At 70.6% G+C, this 16,246-nt stretch carries 14 protein-coding genes and 1 pseudogene; 7 read left to right on the forward strand and 8 right to left on the reverse strand.

Features of this window, described 5'->3' with window-relative positions:
- Nucleotides 1-12 precede the first annotated feature (12 nt).
- The 3 genes from AB5J50_RS31570 to AB5J50_RS31580 form a co-directional block, all read right to left on the reverse strand.
- Nucleotides 13-1,644, reverse strand: coding sequence for a phospho-sugar mutase (locus AB5J50_RS31570; RefSeq protein ID WP_369261537.1), 1,632 nt, complete (start codon nt 1,642-1,644; stop codon nt 13-15).
- A 277-nt stretch (nt 1,645-1,921) separates the two neighbouring features.
- Complete coding sequence (locus AB5J50_RS31575; protein WP_327431221.1) at nt 1,922-2,746, reverse strand: purine-nucleoside phosphorylase; 825 nt, start codon at nt 2,744-2,746, stop codon at nt 1,922-1,924.
- Between the two features lie 199 nt (nt 2,747-2,945).
- Complete coding sequence (locus AB5J50_RS31580) at nt 2,946-3,383, reverse strand: gamma-glutamylcyclotransferase (RefSeq protein WP_330306915.1); 438 nt, start codon at nt 3,381-3,383, stop codon at nt 2,946-2,948.
- 50 nt (nt 3,384-3,433) lie between these two features.
- Here AB5J50_RS31580 and AB5J50_RS31585 point away from each other — a divergent pair.
- The 4 genes and pseudogenes from AB5J50_RS31585 to AB5J50_RS31600 all read left to right on the forward strand — a co-directional run.
- Nucleotides 3,434-4,939: pseudogene (locus AB5J50_RS31585) on the forward strand (NAD(P)H-quinone dehydrogenase); the annotation flags it as partial.
- Nucleotides 4,940-5,106: 167 nt separating this feature from the next.
- The gene (locus AB5J50_RS31590; protein WP_327431223.1) at nt 5,107-6,075 is read left to right on the forward strand and encodes a DeoR/GlpR family DNA-binding transcription regulator; all 969 of its coding nucleotides are present in this window, start codon (nt 5,107-5,109) and stop codon (nt 6,073-6,075) included.
- Nucleotides 6,076-6,569: 494 nt separating this feature from the next.
- On the forward strand, nt 6,570-7,565 hold the full coding sequence (locus AB5J50_RS31595; RefSeq protein WP_369261539.1) for a helix-turn-helix transcriptional regulator: 996 nt from the start codon (nt 6,570-6,572) through the stop codon (nt 7,563-7,565).
- 155 nt (nt 7,566-7,720) lie between these two features.
- Nucleotides 7,721-8,422 carry a hypothetical protein gene (locus tag AB5J50_RS31600; RefSeq protein ID WP_369261541.1) on the forward strand — a complete coding sequence of 234 codons (702 nt, stop codon included), beginning with the start codon at nt 7,721-7,723 and terminating at the stop codon, nt 8,420-8,422.
- A gap of 90 nt (nt 8,423-8,512) precedes the next feature.
- Here AB5J50_RS31600 and AB5J50_RS31605 read toward each other — a convergent pair whose 3' ends face one another.
- Nucleotides 8,513-10,285 (reverse strand): biotin carboxylase N-terminal domain-containing protein, encoded by a 1,773-nt coding sequence (locus AB5J50_RS31605; RefSeq protein WP_369261543.1) that lies wholly within the window; start codon nt 10,283-10,285, stop codon nt 8,513-8,515.
- Nucleotides 10,286-10,640: 355 nt separating this feature from the next.
- On the opposite strand from AB5J50_RS31605, the gene AB5J50_RS31610 reads away from it, so the two are divergent.
- Nucleotides 10,641-11,150: a hypothetical protein gene (locus tag AB5J50_RS31610; protein ID WP_369261544.1), complete on the forward strand. Its 510-nt coding sequence runs from the start codon at nt 10,641-10,643 to the stop codon at nt 11,148-11,150.
- Nucleotides 11,151-11,162: 12 nt separating this feature from the next.
- On the opposite strand, the gene AB5J50_RS31615 is transcribed toward AB5J50_RS31610, so the two are convergent.
- Together AB5J50_RS31615 and mmpB are read right to left on the reverse strand one after the other, a co-directional pair.
- A complete protein-coding gene (locus AB5J50_RS31615) occupies nt 11,163-11,783 on the reverse strand; it encodes a nucleoside triphosphate pyrophosphatase (protein WP_327431228.1) in 621 nt (206 codons plus the stop codon).
- A 66-nt stretch (nt 11,784-11,849) separates the two neighbouring features.
- A complete protein-coding gene (gene mmpB / locus AB5J50_RS31620) occupies nt 11,850-11,978 on the reverse strand; it encodes a morphogenic membrane protein MmpB (protein WP_327431229.1) in 129 nt (42 codons plus the stop codon).
- A gap of 164 nt (nt 11,979-12,142) precedes the next feature.
- On the opposite strand from mmpB, the gene AB5J50_RS31625 reads away from it, so the two are divergent.
- Nucleotides 12,143-13,276 carry an SGNH/GDSL hydrolase family protein gene (locus AB5J50_RS31625; protein ID WP_369261546.1) on the forward strand — a complete coding sequence of 378 codons (1,134 nt, stop codon included), beginning with the start codon at nt 12,143-12,145 and terminating at the stop codon, nt 13,274-13,276.
- On the opposite strand, the gene AB5J50_RS31630 is transcribed toward AB5J50_RS31625, so the two are convergent.
- Together AB5J50_RS31630 and AB5J50_RS31635 are read right to left on the reverse strand one after the other, a co-directional pair.
- On the reverse strand, nt 13,273-13,482 hold the full coding sequence (locus AB5J50_RS31630; protein ID WP_327431231.1) for an acyl-CoA carboxylase epsilon subunit: 210 nt from the start codon (nt 13,480-13,482) through the stop codon (nt 13,273-13,275). The genes AB5J50_RS31625 and AB5J50_RS31630 overlap by 4 nt on opposite strands.
- Nucleotides 13,483-13,513: 31 nt before the next feature.
- Nucleotides 13,514-15,106, reverse strand: coding sequence for an acyl-CoA carboxylase subunit beta (locus AB5J50_RS31635; RefSeq protein ID WP_327431232.1), 1,593 nt, complete (start codon nt 15,104-15,106; stop codon nt 13,514-13,516).
- Nucleotides 15,107-15,253: 147 nt separating this feature from the next.
- Here AB5J50_RS31635 and AB5J50_RS31640 point away from each other — a divergent pair, with 147 nt between their 5' ends.
- The gene (locus tag AB5J50_RS31640; RefSeq protein ID WP_369261548.1) at nt 15,254-16,120 is read left to right on the forward strand and encodes a biotin--[acetyl-CoA-carboxylase] ligase; all 867 of its coding nucleotides are present in this window, start codon (nt 15,254-15,256) and stop codon (nt 16,118-16,120) included.
- The last annotated feature ends 126 nt before the right edge of the window (nt 16,121-16,246 follow it).

Consider the following 16,246-nt stretch of genomic DNA (forward strand, 5'->3'; position numbering starts at 1 on the left):
GTGTCAGCGGTTTCAGATGCCGGCCGCGGCCGACAGGTCCCGCTTGATCGCCGTCAGCAGCTCGGTGGCCTTCGCGTGGGCCGCCGGGAGGTCGTCGTGGGTGCCCACGGGCACCACGACCTCCAGGTAGCACTTCAGCTTCGGCTCCGTGCCGCTCGGGCGGACGATGACGCGGGCGCCGTCCAGCGTGTAGCGCAGACCGTCCGTCGGCGGGAGCTTGTCCGTGCCCTTGGTCAGGTCCTCGGACTTCGTGATCGCCAGACCCGCGAGCTCGGTGGGCGGCTGTTCGCGCAGCCGCCGCATGGCGTTCGCGATGACCGACAGGTCCTCGACGCGGACCGAGAGCTGGTCGGTGGCGTGCAGGCCGTACTCGACGGCGATGTCGTCGAGGAGGTCCAGGAGGGTGCGCCCCTCCTCCTTCAGTTCGGAGGCGAGCTCGGTGATGAGGAGGGCGGCGGTGATGCCGTCCTTGTCGCGTACGCCGTCCGGGTCGACGCAGTAGCCCAGCGCCTCCTCGTACCCGTAGCGCAGCCCCTCCACGCGGGCGATCCACTTGAAGCCGGTGAGGGTCTCCTCGTACGGCAGCCCCGCCTTCCCGGCGATCCGGCCGAGCAGGGAGGAGGACACGATCGACTCGGCGAACGTACCGCGCGCGCCCCGCCGGACCAGATGCTCGGCGAGCAGCGCGCCGACCTCGTCGCCGCGCAGCATCCGCCAGTCGGCGCCGGCCTTCACGGCCACGGCGCAACGGTCGGCGTCCGGGTCGTTGGCGATGATCAGGTCCGGGCCGGTCTCGCGGGCCTTCGCGAAGGCGAGGTCCATCGCGCCGGGCTCTTCCGGGTTGGGGAACGCGACGGTGGGGAAGTCCGGGTCGGGTTCGGCCTGTTCGGCGACGAGGACGGGGGCGGGGAACCCGGCCCGGGCGAACGCCGCGAGCAGCACGTCCTTGCCGACGCCGTGCATCGCCGTGTAGACGGTGCGGGCGGTGCGGGCGGAGCCCCGCGCCAGTACGGCGTCCGTACGGGCCAGGTAGGCCTCCAGGACGCCCTCGTCGAGGGTTTCCCAGCCGGAGTCCGGGCGCGGTACGTCGGCGAGTGCGCGCACCGCGTCGATCTCCGCCGCGATCTCGGCGTCCGCCGGGGGCACGATCTGCGAACCGTCGCCGAGGTAGACCTTGTAGCCGTTGTCGCGGGGCGGGTTGTGGCTGGCGGTGACCTCCACGCCGGCCGCCGCGCCGAGGTGCCTTATGGCGTAGGCGAGGACGGGGGTGGGGAGCGGGCGGGGGAGTACGGCTGCCCTGAGGCCGGCGCCGGTCATCACGGCCGCGGTGTCGCGGGCGAAGTCCGCGGACTTGTGGCGGGCGTCGTAGCCGATGACGACGAGGCCGTTCGTCTCGCCCTTGCTCTTCAGGTACGCGGCGAGGCCGGCGGCGGCGCGGATGACGACGGAGCGGTTCATGCGCATGGGGCCCGCGCCGAGTTCGCCTCTCAGGCCGGCGGTGCCGAACTGGAGGGTGCCGCTGAAGCGGGCGGCGAGCTCGGGCAGGGCCTCGGCGTCGATGAGCTTGGCGAGTTCGTCACGGGTTTCCGCGTCGGGGTCCTCGGCCAGCCACGCCTTGGCCCGTGCGATGAGTTCGTCCTGCACCTCGGGTGCACCTCTCTCTTCGTTCGTACGTTGCTGTGTACCCGGTTTTCCTCGCCCCCGCCGCCCCCACCCGTCCCATCCCCCAGGGGCTCTGCCCCTTCGACCCCGTTCGGTTGTGTGTTGGCTGCGGGTGGGTGGGGGCCGGTCCAAAAGATTGCGCAGTTCCCCGCGCCCCTAAAAGGGGCGCGGGGAACTGCGCAATCTTTTAGGGGGGTCTGGGGGGCGCAGCCCCCAGGAACGGATGGGACGGGTAGGGGCGGCGGGGGCGAGGAAAGTCCTACAGGCGGTCCAGGACCTTGGTCAGGAGTTCGCCCATGCGGGCGGCGGAGTCGCGGCCGGCCTGGAGGACCTCCTCGTGGTTGAGGGGCTCGCCCGTCATGCCGGCGGCGAGGTTGGTGACGAGGGAGATACCGAGCACCTCGGCACCGGCCTCACGCGCGGCGATGGCCTCAAGGGTGGTCGACATCCCGACGAGGTCCGCCCCGATGACCCGGGCCATCCGGATCTCGGCCGGCGTCTCGTAGTGCGGGCCGGGGAACTGCGCGTACACGCCCTCCTCCAGCGTCCCGTCGATCTCCTTGCACAGGGCGCGCAGGCGAGGGGAGTAGAGGTCCGTCAGGTCCACGAAGTTCGCGCCCACGATCGGCGACGTGGCCGTCAGGTTGATGTGGTCGCTGATCAGCACCGGCTGCCCGGGGCGCATGCCCTCGCGCAGACCGCCGCAGCCGTTGGTGAGCACGATGGTCTTGCAGCCCGCGGCGACGGCGGTACGCACGCCGTGCGCGACGGCGGCGACCCCGCGGCCCTCGTAGTAGTGGGTGCGGCCCAGGAAGACCAGGGCCCGCTTGTCGCCGATCTTGTACGAGCGGACCTTGCCGCCGTGGCCCTCCACCGCCGGCGGGGGGAACCCGGGCAGCTCGGTGACCTGGAACTCGGCGTCGGGGGAGCCGAGAGCGTCCACGGCCGGCGCCCAGCCGGAGCCCATCACGAGGGCGACGTCGTGGGTCTCGGCGCCCGTGAGTTCGCGCAGGCGCGAGGCGGCGGCGTCGGCGGCGGCGTAGGGGTCGCCCTGGATGTCGTCCGGAAGAAGAGATGCGTTCACGCGCATGAGCGTAGCTGGTCCAGGCCTACGCGCGTAGATGACAGAGCTCACGGTCTTGCGATCGTTGTCTTGTCGTTTCCAACAAAGGGGACCCTTGGTTGGAGACGGAGGATTCCCGGGGCGCCCCCACGGCGGGGGCATTCCGGCTTGCCGGCTTTCCCTCGGGTCCGTCCTGGCTCATGCCTGGTTCATGTCCGGTTCAGCAGGGGCGCTTGCGCAGCTCCATCACATAGTCGTGCGGTGCCCCCGCCGACTCCGCCGCGTCCGCGATCTCACCGAGGTACCGCGCGGAGGGCAGTCCGCCCTCGTACCCATTGAGTACGTACACCCACGCCGGCTCCTCTCCCTCCAGCGTGTGCACGCGTACGCGCATCCGGCGGTAGATGTCGAGGCCCACACCCTCCCAGCGGTCCATGGAGTCCTCGTCCAGGGGTGCGATGTCGTACAGCGTCACGAAGACCTGGGAGCGCGGTGCCTCGACGATCGTCGCGAGCGCGCCCTCCCAGCCCATGTGCTCGCCCCCGAAGGTCAGCCGCCAGCCGTTCAGCCAGCCCGTGGCGCGCAGCGGCGAGTGGGGAGCGCGGCGTGTCATGAGCCGCGGGTCGAGATTGCCGGCGTACGCGGCGTAGAGCGACATGGGGTCGAGGGTACGGCAGCGACACGTACGTCTCTTGCGTAACAGAAGGAGCTCGGATGCACGCCCGGTGCCCCCCTGGGCGGAAGCACCTTGAAGCGTGCGGGACAATGGAGTACGTGACTCGGATCGTGATCATTGGTGGCGGACCCGGCGGGTACGAGGCGGCGCTGGTCGCCGCGCAGCTCGGCGCGGAGGTGACCGTCGTCGACTGCGACGGTCTGGGCGGGGCGTCGGTGCTCACCGACTGCGTGCCGTCGAAGACCCTTATCGCTACGGCCGAGGTGATGACCACCTTCGACTCGTCGTACGAGGAACTGGGGATCATCGTCGCCGACGACACCCCGCCCATGGAGCAGGCCGCCCGGGTGGTAGGGGTCGACCTCGGCAAGGTCAACCGGCGTGTGAAGCGGCTCGCGCTCGCGCAGTCGCACGACATCACGGCCTCCGTGACCCGGGCCGGCGCGCGCGTCCTGCGCGGTCGCGGCCGGCTCGAAGGCATGCAGGGGCTGGACGGCTCGCGCAAGGTCGTCGTCCGTGCCGTGGACGGCACCGAGGAGACGCTCACCGCCGATGCCGTGCTCATCGCGACCGGCGGCCACCCGCGTGAGCTGCCCGACGCGCAGCCCGACGGCGAGCGGATCCTGAACTGGACCCAGGTCTACGACCTCGACGAGCTGCCCGAGGAACTCATCGTCGTCGGTTCCGGTGTCACCGGTGCCGAGTTCGCCGGTGCCTACCAGGCGCTCGGGTCGAAGGTGACCCTCGTCTCGTCCCGCGACCGCGTGCTGCCCGGAGAGGACCCGGACGCCGCCGCCGTCCTGGAGGACGTCTTCCGGCGCCGCGGCATGAACGTCATGGCCCGCTCCCGCGCCGAGTCCGCCAAGCGGGTCGGCGACCGCGTCGAGGTCACGCTCTCCGACGGCCGGGTCATCTCCGGTTCGCACTGCCTGATGGCCGTCGGCGCCATCCCGAACAGCAGCGGGATGGGTCTGGAGGAGGCCGGCGTCAAGGTCAGGGACTCCGGGCACATCTGGACCGACAAGGTCTCCAGGACCACCGCTCCCGGTGTGTACGCGGCCGGTGACGTGACCGGTGTCTTCGCCCTCGCGTCCGTCGCGGCGATGCAGGGACGTATCGCCATGTACCACTTCCTGGGCGACGCGGTGGCCCCGCTGAACCTCAAGACGGTCTCCTCGAACGTCTTCACCGACCCCGAGATCGCCACCGTCGGCTACTCGCAGGCCGACGTCGACGCGGGCAAGATCGACGCCCGGGTCGTCAAGCTGCCGCTGCTGCGCAACCCGCGCGCCAAGATGCAGGGCATCCGCGACGGCTTCGTCAAGATCTTCTGCCGTCCCGGCACCGGCATCGTCGTGGGTGGCGTGGTCGTCTCCCCGCGCGCTTCGGAGCTGATCCATCCGATCTCGATCGCGGTCGACAACAATCTGACGGTCGAACAGATCGCGAACGCGTTCACCGTGTATCCCTCCCTGTCGGGCTCGATCGCCGAGGTCGCCCGGCAGTTGCACACCCGGAAGGCCACGGGCGAAGGCTGACGGTTTCCGGCGACTCTCCGCTGGTCACAGGGAGTTGTCGACCATTCGTACGGCATAGGCGGCGCGAGTAGGCGCGTATACCACTTCGCGCCCTGCCATGCGAACAACTTCTGTTATTCGGCGCAAACTGCTGAAAGCAGACGGTCGTTGGGGTTACTGTCAGTTTCGTGTTCGCTGCAGAACGTCGCCAATTGATCCTCGAAATGGTGCGAGCGAATGGAGCCGTGTCGCTCCGTGAGCTCGCCCGCGTCGTCCAGACCTCCGAAGTGACCGTACGGCGGGACGTGCGCGCACTGGAGGCAGAAGGACTCCTCGACCGCCGGCATGGCGGTGCGGTATTGCCGGGCGGGTTTACGCGGGAGTCCGGCTTTCCGCAGAAATCGCATCTCGCGACCGCCGAGAAGACGGCCATCGCCGATCTCGCCGCGGGTCTCGTCGAAGAGGGCGAGGCCATTGTGGTGGGGGCGGGCACCACCACGCAGGAGCTGGCTCGCCGGCTCGCGCGGGTGCCCGGGCTGACCGTCGTCACCAACTCCCTTCTGGTGGCACAGGCGCTGGCCCATGCCAACCGCGTCGAGGTCGTGATGACCGGCGGCACCCTGCGCGGTTCCAACTACGCCCTGGTCGGCTCCGGCGCCGAGCAGTCCCTCCAGGGGCTGCGCGTCTCCCGGGCCTTCCTGTCGGGCAGTGGGCTCACCGCCGAGCGCGGGCTCTCCACGTCCAACATGCTGTCGGCCTCGGTCGACCGCGCGTTGGTGCAGGCCGCCGCGGAGGTCGTCGTCCTCGCCGACCACACCAAGCTCGGCACGGACACCATGTTCCAGACGGTGCCGACCGACTTGATCACCCGCCTGGTCACGGACGAGCCGCCCCCGCACGACGACCGCGCGGTCACCGAACTGCAGGCCTTGGCCGACCAGGGCGTACAGATCGCGGTGGCCGGGTCATCCGCATCCGGCGGCGCGGGAGGCGATCCCGTCCCGGCGGGGCGCCAGCCACGCCGGGACGTACCGCTCCCCGGGCCGCGCCGCGGCCAGGTGGTACCGGGTGCGGGGCCCCAGCTGCGCAGCGCTACGGTCCTGGGCGAACAGCCCCAGGGCGAGCGCGCACGGGTGGCGGACCTCCGCCGCCGCTGAGCCGGAGCCGCCGGCCGGAAACCCGCTGAGCTGAGGCCGGGCCGAGGCTGCCGTCGACACGCCGGGGCGTACAGCGCCCGCCTCCCGCGCACGCGGCAGCAGGGCGCTGCCCGTCCTGTCCGCCCTGCCCGCCTCTCGCGCACCGGGCCGCCACACCGCGCGAGGTCCGAACCGCCGCTGCGCGTTCCGCGCGGGGCTGCGCCGGGCGTCGGCACGTAGGGCGCGCCGCGCCCCGGGGTTCTCCGGGGGCCCGGGCGCCCCCGCTCTCTCCCGTGCGGTCGCGCCCACCATGGCATTCACCTGCCCACTTCTGCCTCGCGGCCGCGGTTCACCGTGCCGTCGGGGGCTGCCGAACGGCCTTCCCGGGCAGGGGGAAAGCCGTATCTTGATCTGGTACGCCCCTTTTCCCGTACGTGCCTTAGTTCGTTCTCGGTTCGTTCTTCAGTACGTCCCTCAGTACGTCCCTTGGCGGGAGCAGCGCCGGGAGAGTGTGCATGGAGATCAGCGGTGCGGACGGGCTGCGCGTGCTGCGGCTCGTCCGGGAGGCCGAAGAGGCCGGATCCGTCGAGGAGTTGCGGGAGCGCGCGCTGCTGGCGCTGATGGAGCTGATCCCCTGCGACGCGGGCCAGTGGTACCGGCTCTCGGCCGACTCCCTGACAACAGGCCTCGCCGCCCTCTCCCATCCCGAGGGTTCCTTCCACGAGGACCCGATGGTGATCTACAACCATCCCCTGGACCACCCGCTGACCGAAGTCATGCTCCAGACGCCGACCCCCGAGGCCTGGAAGGTCAGCGACGTGGCCGGGGACCGGCAGTGGCAGCGCACCCACTGCTTCAACCTGGACTTCCGGCCCTTCGGGATGCGCCGGCACCTCGTCGCCTCGGGCGGCTCGGACACCGCGATCGTCAAGGGGTACGCCCTCGTCCGCAGCGGCAGCGACTTCAACGAGAGGGAACGCGACCTCCTCGGCTTCGCGCAGCTCCAACTCGCGGCGGCGGAACGCCACCTGGCCGAGCGCGAGCGCCTGATCGCCCTCTCCGCCGTCGCCCTGGAACTGGTCGGCAGCCAGGGCCGCGGCGTCGCCGCCCTCGACGAGCACGGACACCCGTACGCCCTCAACGCGGCGGCCGCCGCCCTGCTGCCCCTTGTACGCGAGGACCCCCGCATGGCCGGGACCGTGCCCTTCGCCGTACGCCATGTCGAGGTACGGCCGCTGCCCACGACCGCGCCCGGGCTCCCCACGCTCCTGCTGCTCCGCGACCTCGCCCAAGGGCGCGCCGCCGCCCGGCTGTTCGGCGTGACCGAGCAGGAGCACCGGACCCTGGTGCACCTCGACAGCGGGCGTACGGCCACGGAGGCGGCGAACAGGATGGGGCTCTCGGCGGCGACCGTACGCGGCTATATCGCGTCCCTGCACCGGAAGCTGGAGGCCGGGCACACGGCGGCGCTGCTGCGGCGCGGCAGGGACCTGGGGCTGCTCGACGACTGACCGTCGGCACGGCCCTGACACGGCCCGCCCTCCGGCACGCGAGGACACGACATGTCGCGACCGGTCAGAATTGACGGATGGTCATCGGCCAGGTCCGGTCGCTTCACTGGACGCAGGACGTTCCGACCAGGGACGGGCTGCCAAGGGGGACCCTGATGACCGCGACGCCGTCACGCGCACACACCGTTGCCGAAGCCACCGCTTCGGGGGCCAGTACAGGCCGCAGGATCATGGCGGTCACGGCGGCGCTCGGCCCGCTGCTGTTCGCGGCCGCCATAGCGCTCATTCCGTACGGGACCGCCGACTCCAACAAGGAGATGATCAACCAGATCGCCGACCACCGGTCGCTCACCGAACTCACCGTCTGGGGCTGGGTACTGGGGACGATCGCTCTCGTGGCCGGCACGGTCGTCGTGGGGCTGCTGGCCATGCGGTACTCGCCGAAGCTCGGGCTGTGGGGGATGCTCCTGCTCGGCACCGGAGTGCTGGCGATATCCGTGACGCCGTCACTGGACGTGATCGCGCTCGGCGGGCTCCACAAGGGCGTGAGCCAGTCGGTGCTGGCCAAGATCGGGGACGGCACGTTCGAGCTGCCGGTGGTCGGTGTGCCGACCCTCTACTTCGTGTTCGCGCATGTCGTGGGCGCGATCCTGCTCGGGGTGGCGCTGCTGCGGGGCCGGGTGATCGCGCCCTGGGCGGCCTGGGTGCTGATCCTGTCGATGCCGCTCAACGTCGTCGGTTACGCGGGCGGCATCATGCCCGTCACCGTCCTCTCCTTCGTGATGATGGGCATCGCCTTCGGGGTGGCGGGCCTGGTCATCATCCGGCAGGGCATCGGCTGGGTGCGTACCGCATAGCCACGGGGGACGGGGGAAGAACGAAGCGCCCGGCGGACTGACTGCTCCAGTCCGCCGGGCGCTTCGGGTGTCACACAGAGAACTGAGTGATCAGTCCTTGATTTCGCAGATCGCGGCGCCGGAGGTGACGGACGCGCCGACCTCCGCGGACAGGCCCTTGATGGTGCCGGAACGGTGGGCGTTCAGCGGCTGTTCCATCTTCATGGCTTCCAGGACGACGATCAGGTCGCCTTCCTTGACTTCCTGACCTTCCTCGACGGCGACCTTGACGATGGTGCCCTGCATCGGCGAGGCGAGGGTGTCGCCGGAAGCGACCGGACCGGACTTCTTGGCCGCGCGGCGCTTGGGCTTGGCACCGGCGGCAAGCCCGGTACGGGCCAGCGACATGCCCAGCGAGACCGGCAGCGAGACCTCCAGACGCTTGCCGCCGACCTCGACGACCACCGTCTCGCGGCCCGGCTCCTCCTCGGCCTCGGTGTCCACGGAGGTCGTGAAGGCGGGGATCTCGTTGACGAACTCGGTCTCGATCCAGCGGGTGTGGACCGTGAACGGCGCGTCCGAGCCGCCCAGTTCGGGGGCGAAGGCCGGGTCGGTGACGACCGCGCGGTGGAAGGGGATGGCGGTGGCCATGCCCTCCACCTGGAACTCGGCCAGGGCGCGGGCGGCGCGCTGGAGGGCCTGTTCGCGGGTGGCGCCGGTGACGATCAGCTTGGCGAGCAGGGAGTCCCAGGCCGGGCCGATCACGCTGCCGGACTCCACACCCGCGTCCAGGCGGACCCCCGGGCCGGACGGCGGGGCGAAGGCGGTGACGGTGCCCGGGGCGGGCAGGAAGCCGCGGCCGGGGTCTTCGCCGTTGATGCGGAACTCGATGGAGTGGCCGCGCAGTTCGGGGTCGCCGTAGCCGAGTTCCTCGCCGTCGGCGATGCGGAACATTTCGCGGACCAGGTCGAGTCCGGCGACTTCCTCGGTGACGGGGTGTTCGACCTGCAGGCGGGTGTTGACCTCCAGGAAGGAGATCGTGCCGTCCATGCCGACGAGGAACTCCACCGTGCCCGCGCCGACGTAGCCGGCCTCCTTCAGGATGGCCTTGGAGGACGCGTACAGCTCGGCGACCTGCGCATCGGACAGGAAGGGGGCGGGGGCCTCCTCGACCAGCTTCTGGTGGCGGCGCTGCAGCGAGCAGTCACGGGTGGAGACGACGACGACGTTGCCGTGGGAGTCGGCCAGGCACTGGGTCTCCACGTGGCGGGGCTTGTCGAGGTAGCGCTCGACGAAGCACTCGCCCCGGCCGAACGCGGCAACGGCCTCGCGGACCGCGGACTCATACAGTTCGGGGACTTCTTCGAGGGTGCGGGCGACCTTCAGGCCGCGCCCGCCACCGCCGAACGCGGCCTTGATCGCGATCGGCAGGCCGTGCTGCTCGGCGAACGCGACGACTTCCTCCGCGCCGGAGACCGGGTCGGGGGTGCCCGCGACCAGCGGGGCGCCGGCGCGCTGGGCGATGTGCCGGGCGGCGACCTTGTCACCCAGGTCACGGATGGCCTGCGGGGGCGGGCCGATCCAGATCAGCCCGGCGTCGAGAACGGCCTGGGCGAAGTCGGCGTTCTCGGACAGGAAGCCGTACCCGGGGTGGATCGCGTCCGCCCCCGCATCCTTGGCGGCCTGCAGCACCTTGGCGATGTCCAGGTAACTGGTGGCCGGGGTGTCACCGCCCAACGCGAACGCCTCGTCCGCCGCACGGACATGCAGAGCGTCCCGGTCCGGTTCCGCATACACGGCAACGCTCGCGATCCCGGCATCCCGGCACGCCCGGGCCACGCGGACAGCGATTTCGCCACGGTTGGCGATGAGCACCTTGCGCACGATGGCTCCCTCCTTGAAACAAGCCGAGTTTAGGGACTGCCGACACGACCTTTCGACCCGTCCCCAGTGGTGAGCTTGCCCACACGGAGCGTGATGCGAGGCTCGCCGGACCCTCAAAATCCCTTGTCGCACCACGGCACGCAGGAATCCTTCCCTGAACCCTAGCCCTCCGATGTGGTCAAGGTCTCTGTCCCTCCGTGCTGCGCCCCACAACGATTCTTTGTGGAGTCCCTACGAATGGCCCAATGATTCTTTGCCCTTGGCAGAACACTTGTCCCGCGCTTTACCCGTTAGTAGCGTTCGGGATGTCTCGAACGTACTTGGGGTAACAGCACTCGGAAGTGGGTGGGGACCGGTGGTACGCAGACCGGTGGCGTGGGTGGCGGCGATCGTGCTCTTCGTGGAGGCGCTCGGCATCGGGTTGCTGAACTGGTTCCTCGGCGTCGTCGTCGACCGTCAGGACATGTCCCTGGCAGGTCTCGACTCGGACATGATGTCCGTCTCGTCGAAGGTCGGAGGGGTGGTCTTCGGCCTCTACTTCGCGGCGTGCGGCCTTGCCGCCCTGCTGGTCGGCCTGCGCGACCGCGCCCCGCGTGTCGTCGGCCGCGTCCTGCTCATCAGCGCCGCCGTGGTGCACGGCATGCTCGGCGCGTTCACGGTGGGCCTGGTGGGCTGGGGCGCGTTCGCCTTCATGATGGTGGTACTCGGGCTGATCGTGTTCACGCTGATGGCGTACGACCGCCGGGAGGCCGCCGGTCCCGCCGACGCCGCGCCCGGGGACGGCGAGGACCCCGAGGGCGGCAAGAACGGCGACACCGGAGGGGGAGCCCCGATCGCCGCTCCGCCGGCCCCGTCGGCGTCCTGATCGTTCTCCTGATCACTTCTCCGGCGGCGCCCACAACTCCGTGATGCCGATCCCCAGTTCGGCCAGCAGACGGCGCACCAGCGGCAGCGAGATCCCGATGACATTGCCGTGGTCGCCGTCGATGCCCTCGATGAACGGGGCCGAGCGGCCGTCGAGGGTGAACGCGCCCGCCACGTAGAGGGGTTCGCCCGAGGCGACGTACGCGGCGATCTCGGCGTCGGTCGGGTCGCCGAAGCGGACCACCGTGGAGGCGACCCCGGCGACATAGCGCTTGGCCGCCGTGTCGTAGACGCAGTGGCCCGTCTGCAGTGTGCCCGCCCGGCCGCGCATCGACTTCCAACGGGCGGTGGCCTCCTCCGCGTCGGCGGGCTTGCCGAGCGCCTCGCCGTCCAGGTCCAGCACCGAGTCGCAGCCGATCACCAGTGCGCCCTGGACCTCGGGCTTCGCCGCCACGACGGAGGCTTTCGCCTCGGCCAGCGCGAGCGCGAGTTCGGCGGGGGTGGGCGCGGTCACGGCGTCCTCGTCGACCCCGCTCACGATCACCTCGGGGGCGAGTCCGGCCTGCCGCAGCAGGTTGAGCCGGGCGGGGGACTGCGAGGCGAGCACGAGACGGCGGCGCGGCTGATCGGTCATGCGGTCAGGGTATCGGCGCCGATCGGCCCCGCCGTACCGCCGGATCACCCGACACGGGCCACCGGTTCACATGATGCCGAGCACGATCATCGCGAGCACCATGGCCAGGGCCATGAGAACGCCCAGGCGCCGCAACATGTCCTGCATGTCGCGGAGTTCCTTGGGGGGCTCGTTCTCCGGGTCGGACCACAGCATGTCTTCGATCGTGCGGCGGCGAGGGGGTCGCGCGCCTGAGTACGCGTACTCAACTTGCGCACGTCCTGTGTAAATGGGTCTGAGGTTTCTTTAGTGTCCGCGCGCCTGCTACGGTCATGAGGTCAGCTAAAGGAACTCTGGTCCCTTTTAGGGAGGGAACTGTCGTGTTCACCACCGCCTGGACCGCATCGCCCCAGCTCCCCAGCGAAGGCTTCACCCCCAACTGGTCGCGCGAGGGCTTCTGGCGCCAGTCGCTGCGCCAGGTCGCCCGCCTGACCGCGGGCGGCGACCGGCTCCGTGTCCGGCTCTCCCACACGTACGGCACCTCGCCGCTGCGGATCGCGGGCGCCACCGTGGCCCGTACGGGAGAAGGGGCCGCCGTCGAGGCGGACTCGGTGCGGCGGCTCACCTTCGAGGGGGTCGCCCATGCCGAGATCCCGGCACGCGGGCTCGTCGTCAGCGACCCGGTCGAACTCGCTCTGGAATCCCTGGAGTCGGTGACCGTCACCCTCCACTTCGACACCGCCACCGGGCCCGCGACCTTCCACGCGCAGGCCTTCGCGACCAGCTACCGCGGGGAGGGGAACCGCCTCGACGACATCGACGGGAGGGGCTTCGGCGAGGCCACCGAGTCCTGGTACGTCCTCTCGGCCGTCGAGGTCGACACGGGCGGCCGTACGGACGCCGTCGCGCTCTTCGGGGACTCCCTCACCGACGGCTTCGGCTCGACCCCGGGCGCGAACCGCCGCTGGTCCGACGCGCTCGCCGAACGCACCGGGCGGCCCGTGCTCAATACGGGCATCGGCGGGAATCTGCTGCTCAACGACTCGGCCTGGTACGGCGAGAAGGGCGTCCACCGCCTCGGGCGCGACGTCCTCGACCACCCCGGCGTGGACACCCTCGTGGTGCTCCAGGGCCTCAACGACATCGGCTTCAGCGAGACGGACGAACAGCCGACGTACAAGCCCGCGCCGGTGCTGGAGGCCGATGAACTCATCGACGGCTACCGGGAGTTGATACGGCAGGCGCGCGCGAGGGGGCTACGCGTGATCGGGTCCACCCTGCTGCCCTTCGGCGGCTCCGACCACTGGGGCGAGCACGCGGCGAAGGTGAGCCACGAGGTGAACGAGTGGATCCGCGGCTCGGGGGAGTGGGACGCCGTGGTGGACCTCGACCGCGTGCTGGCCGATCCGGGAGACCCGGACCGGCTGCACCCGGCGTACGACTTCGGCGATCACCTGCACCCGAACGACGCGGGGTACGCGGTGATGGCCGAAGCCCTGGCGGAACTGCTCTAGCCGGGCCAGTACGTGCGGCTCCAGGCCTTCGGGCCCGGGGCCGGTACGCGGCTCATGGCCACCCGGGCCGGGTCCGCCCAGGCGTCCGGCTCGTGCGGCGCGCCGGACGGGGTGGAGACCGCCGTCGCGGCGCGCGCCCTGACCACCGCCAGTGCGGCGGCCAGCTCCTCCGGGGTCGGATTGCCCCGTACGACCTTGATCGTCATGTCTGCTCCCAGGATCCGGGTCTACAGGGGTCTACAGCGGGATGTTGCCGTGCTTCTTCGGAGGCAGTGATTCCCGCTTCGTACGCAGTTGACGCAGACCGCGGACGACGTGGGAGCGGGTCTGGGACGGCATGATCACGCCGTCGATGTAGCCGCGCTCCGCCGCCGTGTACGGGTTCAGCAGCGTGTCCTCGTACTCCTGGATCAGCCGGGCCCGGGTCGCCTCCTGGTCCTCGGCGGCCGCGATGGTGCGGCGGTGCAGGATGTTCACCGCGCCCTGTGCGCCCATCACCGCGATCTGGGCCGTCGGCCAGGCCAGGTTGAGGTCGGCGCCGAGGTGCTTGGAGCCCATGACGTCGTACGCGCCGCCGAAGGCCTTGCGGGTGATGACGGTGATGAGGGGGACGGTGGCCTCGGCGTACGCGTAGATCAGCTTGGCGCCGCGGCGGATGATGCCGGTGTGCTCCTGGTCGACGCCCGGGAGGAAGCCGGGCACGTCCACGAAGGTGATGACGGGAACGTTGAAGGCGTCGCAGGTCCGCACGAAGCGGGCGGCCTTCTCGGAGGCGTCGATGTCGAGGCAGCCGGCGAACTGCATCGGCTGGTTGGCGACGATGCCGACGGGGTGACCCTCGACCCGTCCGAAGCCGGTGAGGATGTTCGGCGCGAACAGTGCCTGCGTCTCGAAGAACTCGGCGTCGTCCAGGACGTGTTCGATCACCGTGTGCATGTCGTACGGCTGGTTCGCGCTGTCCGGCACGATCGTGTCCAGCTCGCGGTCCTCGTCGGTGAGGGTGAGGTCCGCCTCCTCCGGGAACACCGGGGGCTCGCTGAGGTTGTTGGACGGCAGGTACGACAGCAACTGCTTGACGTACTCGATGGCGTCCTTCTCGTCACCCGCCATGTGATGGGCCACGCCCGACACCGCGTTGTGCGTACGGGCGCCGCCCAGCTCCTCGAAGCCGACGTCCTCGCCGGTGACCGTCTTGATGACGTCAGGGCCGGTGATGAACATGTGCGAGGTCTGGTCGACCATGACCGTGAAGTCGGTGATCGCGGGGGAGTACACGGCGCCGCCCGCGCAGGGCCCGACGACGAGCGAGATCTGCGGAATCACGCCGGACGCATGGGTGTTCCGGCGGAAGATCTCCCCATACATCCCGAGGGCGCTGACACCCTCCTGGATACGGGCGCCACCGGAGTCGTTGATACCGATGACCGGACAGCCGGTCTTCAGCGCGAAGTCCATCACCTTCATGATCTTCTGGCCGAAGACCTCGCCGAGGGCGCCGCCGAAGACGGTGAAGTCCTGCGAGAACACGGCGACGGGGCGGCCGTCGACCGTGCCGTAGCCGGTGACGACACCGTCGCCGTACGGGCGGTTGTTCTCCAGCCCGAAGTCGGTCGACCGGTGCTGTGCGAACTCGTCGAACTCGACGAAGGACCCTTCGTCCATCAGCAGCTCGATGCGCTCACGGGCCGTCAACTTGCCCTTGGCGTGCTGCTTTTCGACGGCGCGCTCCGAGCCGGCGTGCGTCGCTTCTTGGATGCGGCGCTGCAAGTCCGCGAGCTTGCCCGCGGTGGTGTGGATGTCGGGGTGTTGCAGCTGTTCCGGCTCGGACATCGGGATGCGGCTCCCTGCCTGATCTAAGGGGACGTGAGGGTGAGGTGCTCAGAAGGGGGGCTTGCTGGGGGCTTGCTACTCATCCGTAGCGTAGTGGCGTGCCTACTGTTCGGCAGTGCGGCGTTTACCACACCTAGGGTGGGTTGCATGACGCCGCGAGATGCTTCAGACGCGAACGACAATCGCTGGTCCGACCTGGACCGTCCGCCGCTGAACGCGGCCTCCTTGCGCAGAGCGCTGGTCCGTGAGGACGGGCTCTGGCGCGATATCGACGTGGTGCAGCGCACCGGGTCCACCAACTCCGACCTGGTCGCCCTGGCCACGGAGCAGAACGCCGACGAAGGGGTCGTCTTCGTCGCCGAGGAACAGAACGCCGGGCGCGGCCGCCTGGACCGCCAGTGGACGGCGCCCGCCCGCTCCGGCCTCTTCTTCTCCGTCCTGCTCAAGCCCACCCCGGTTCCCGTCGAGCGCTGGGGCTGGCTGCCGCTGCTCACCGGCGTGGCCGTCGCGACGGGGCTCTCGCGGGCCGCCGGCGTCGATACGGCACTCAAGTGGCCCAATGACCTGCTGGTGACCGTGGGCGGCGAGGAACGCAAGGCGGGCGGCATCCTCGCGGAACGGGCGGGCACCGACGCGGTGGTGGTCGGCATCGGCATCAACGTCACGCTCCGCGAGGACGAGCTCCCCGTTCCCGGGGCGGGGTCGCTGGCGCTCGCGGGGGCGGCGACCACTGACCGTGACACCGTGCTGCGTGCCGTGCTCCGCTCCCTGGAGCAGTGGTACGAGCGCTGGCGCGCCGCCGGGGGCGATCCCGCCGCGTCCGGCCTCCAGGACACCTACGCCGCCGGATGCGCGACGCTCGGCCGCGCGGTCCGGGCCGAGCTGCCCGGCGGGGGGTCCCTCACGGGGGAGGCGGTGGCGGTGGACGGTTCCGGCCGCCTGGTCATCGCCACGGAGGAGGGCGTACAGCAGCCGGTGGGCGCGGGGGACGTGATCCACCTCCGCCCGGCGTAGCCCCCGGTTTCTTCGCCCCCGCCGCCCCTGCCCGTCCCGTCCCGTTCCTGGGGGCTGCGCCCCTGCGGGCCGGTGGGGGTTGCTCGCGCAGTTCCCCGCGCCCCTGAACGGGGCGCGGGGAACTGC

Source organism: Streptomyces sp. R35 (assembly GCF_041053035.1).
GTDB classification, from domain to species: Bacteria; Actinomycetota; Actinomycetes; order Streptomycetales; family Streptomycetaceae; genus Streptomyces; species Streptomyces lutosisoli.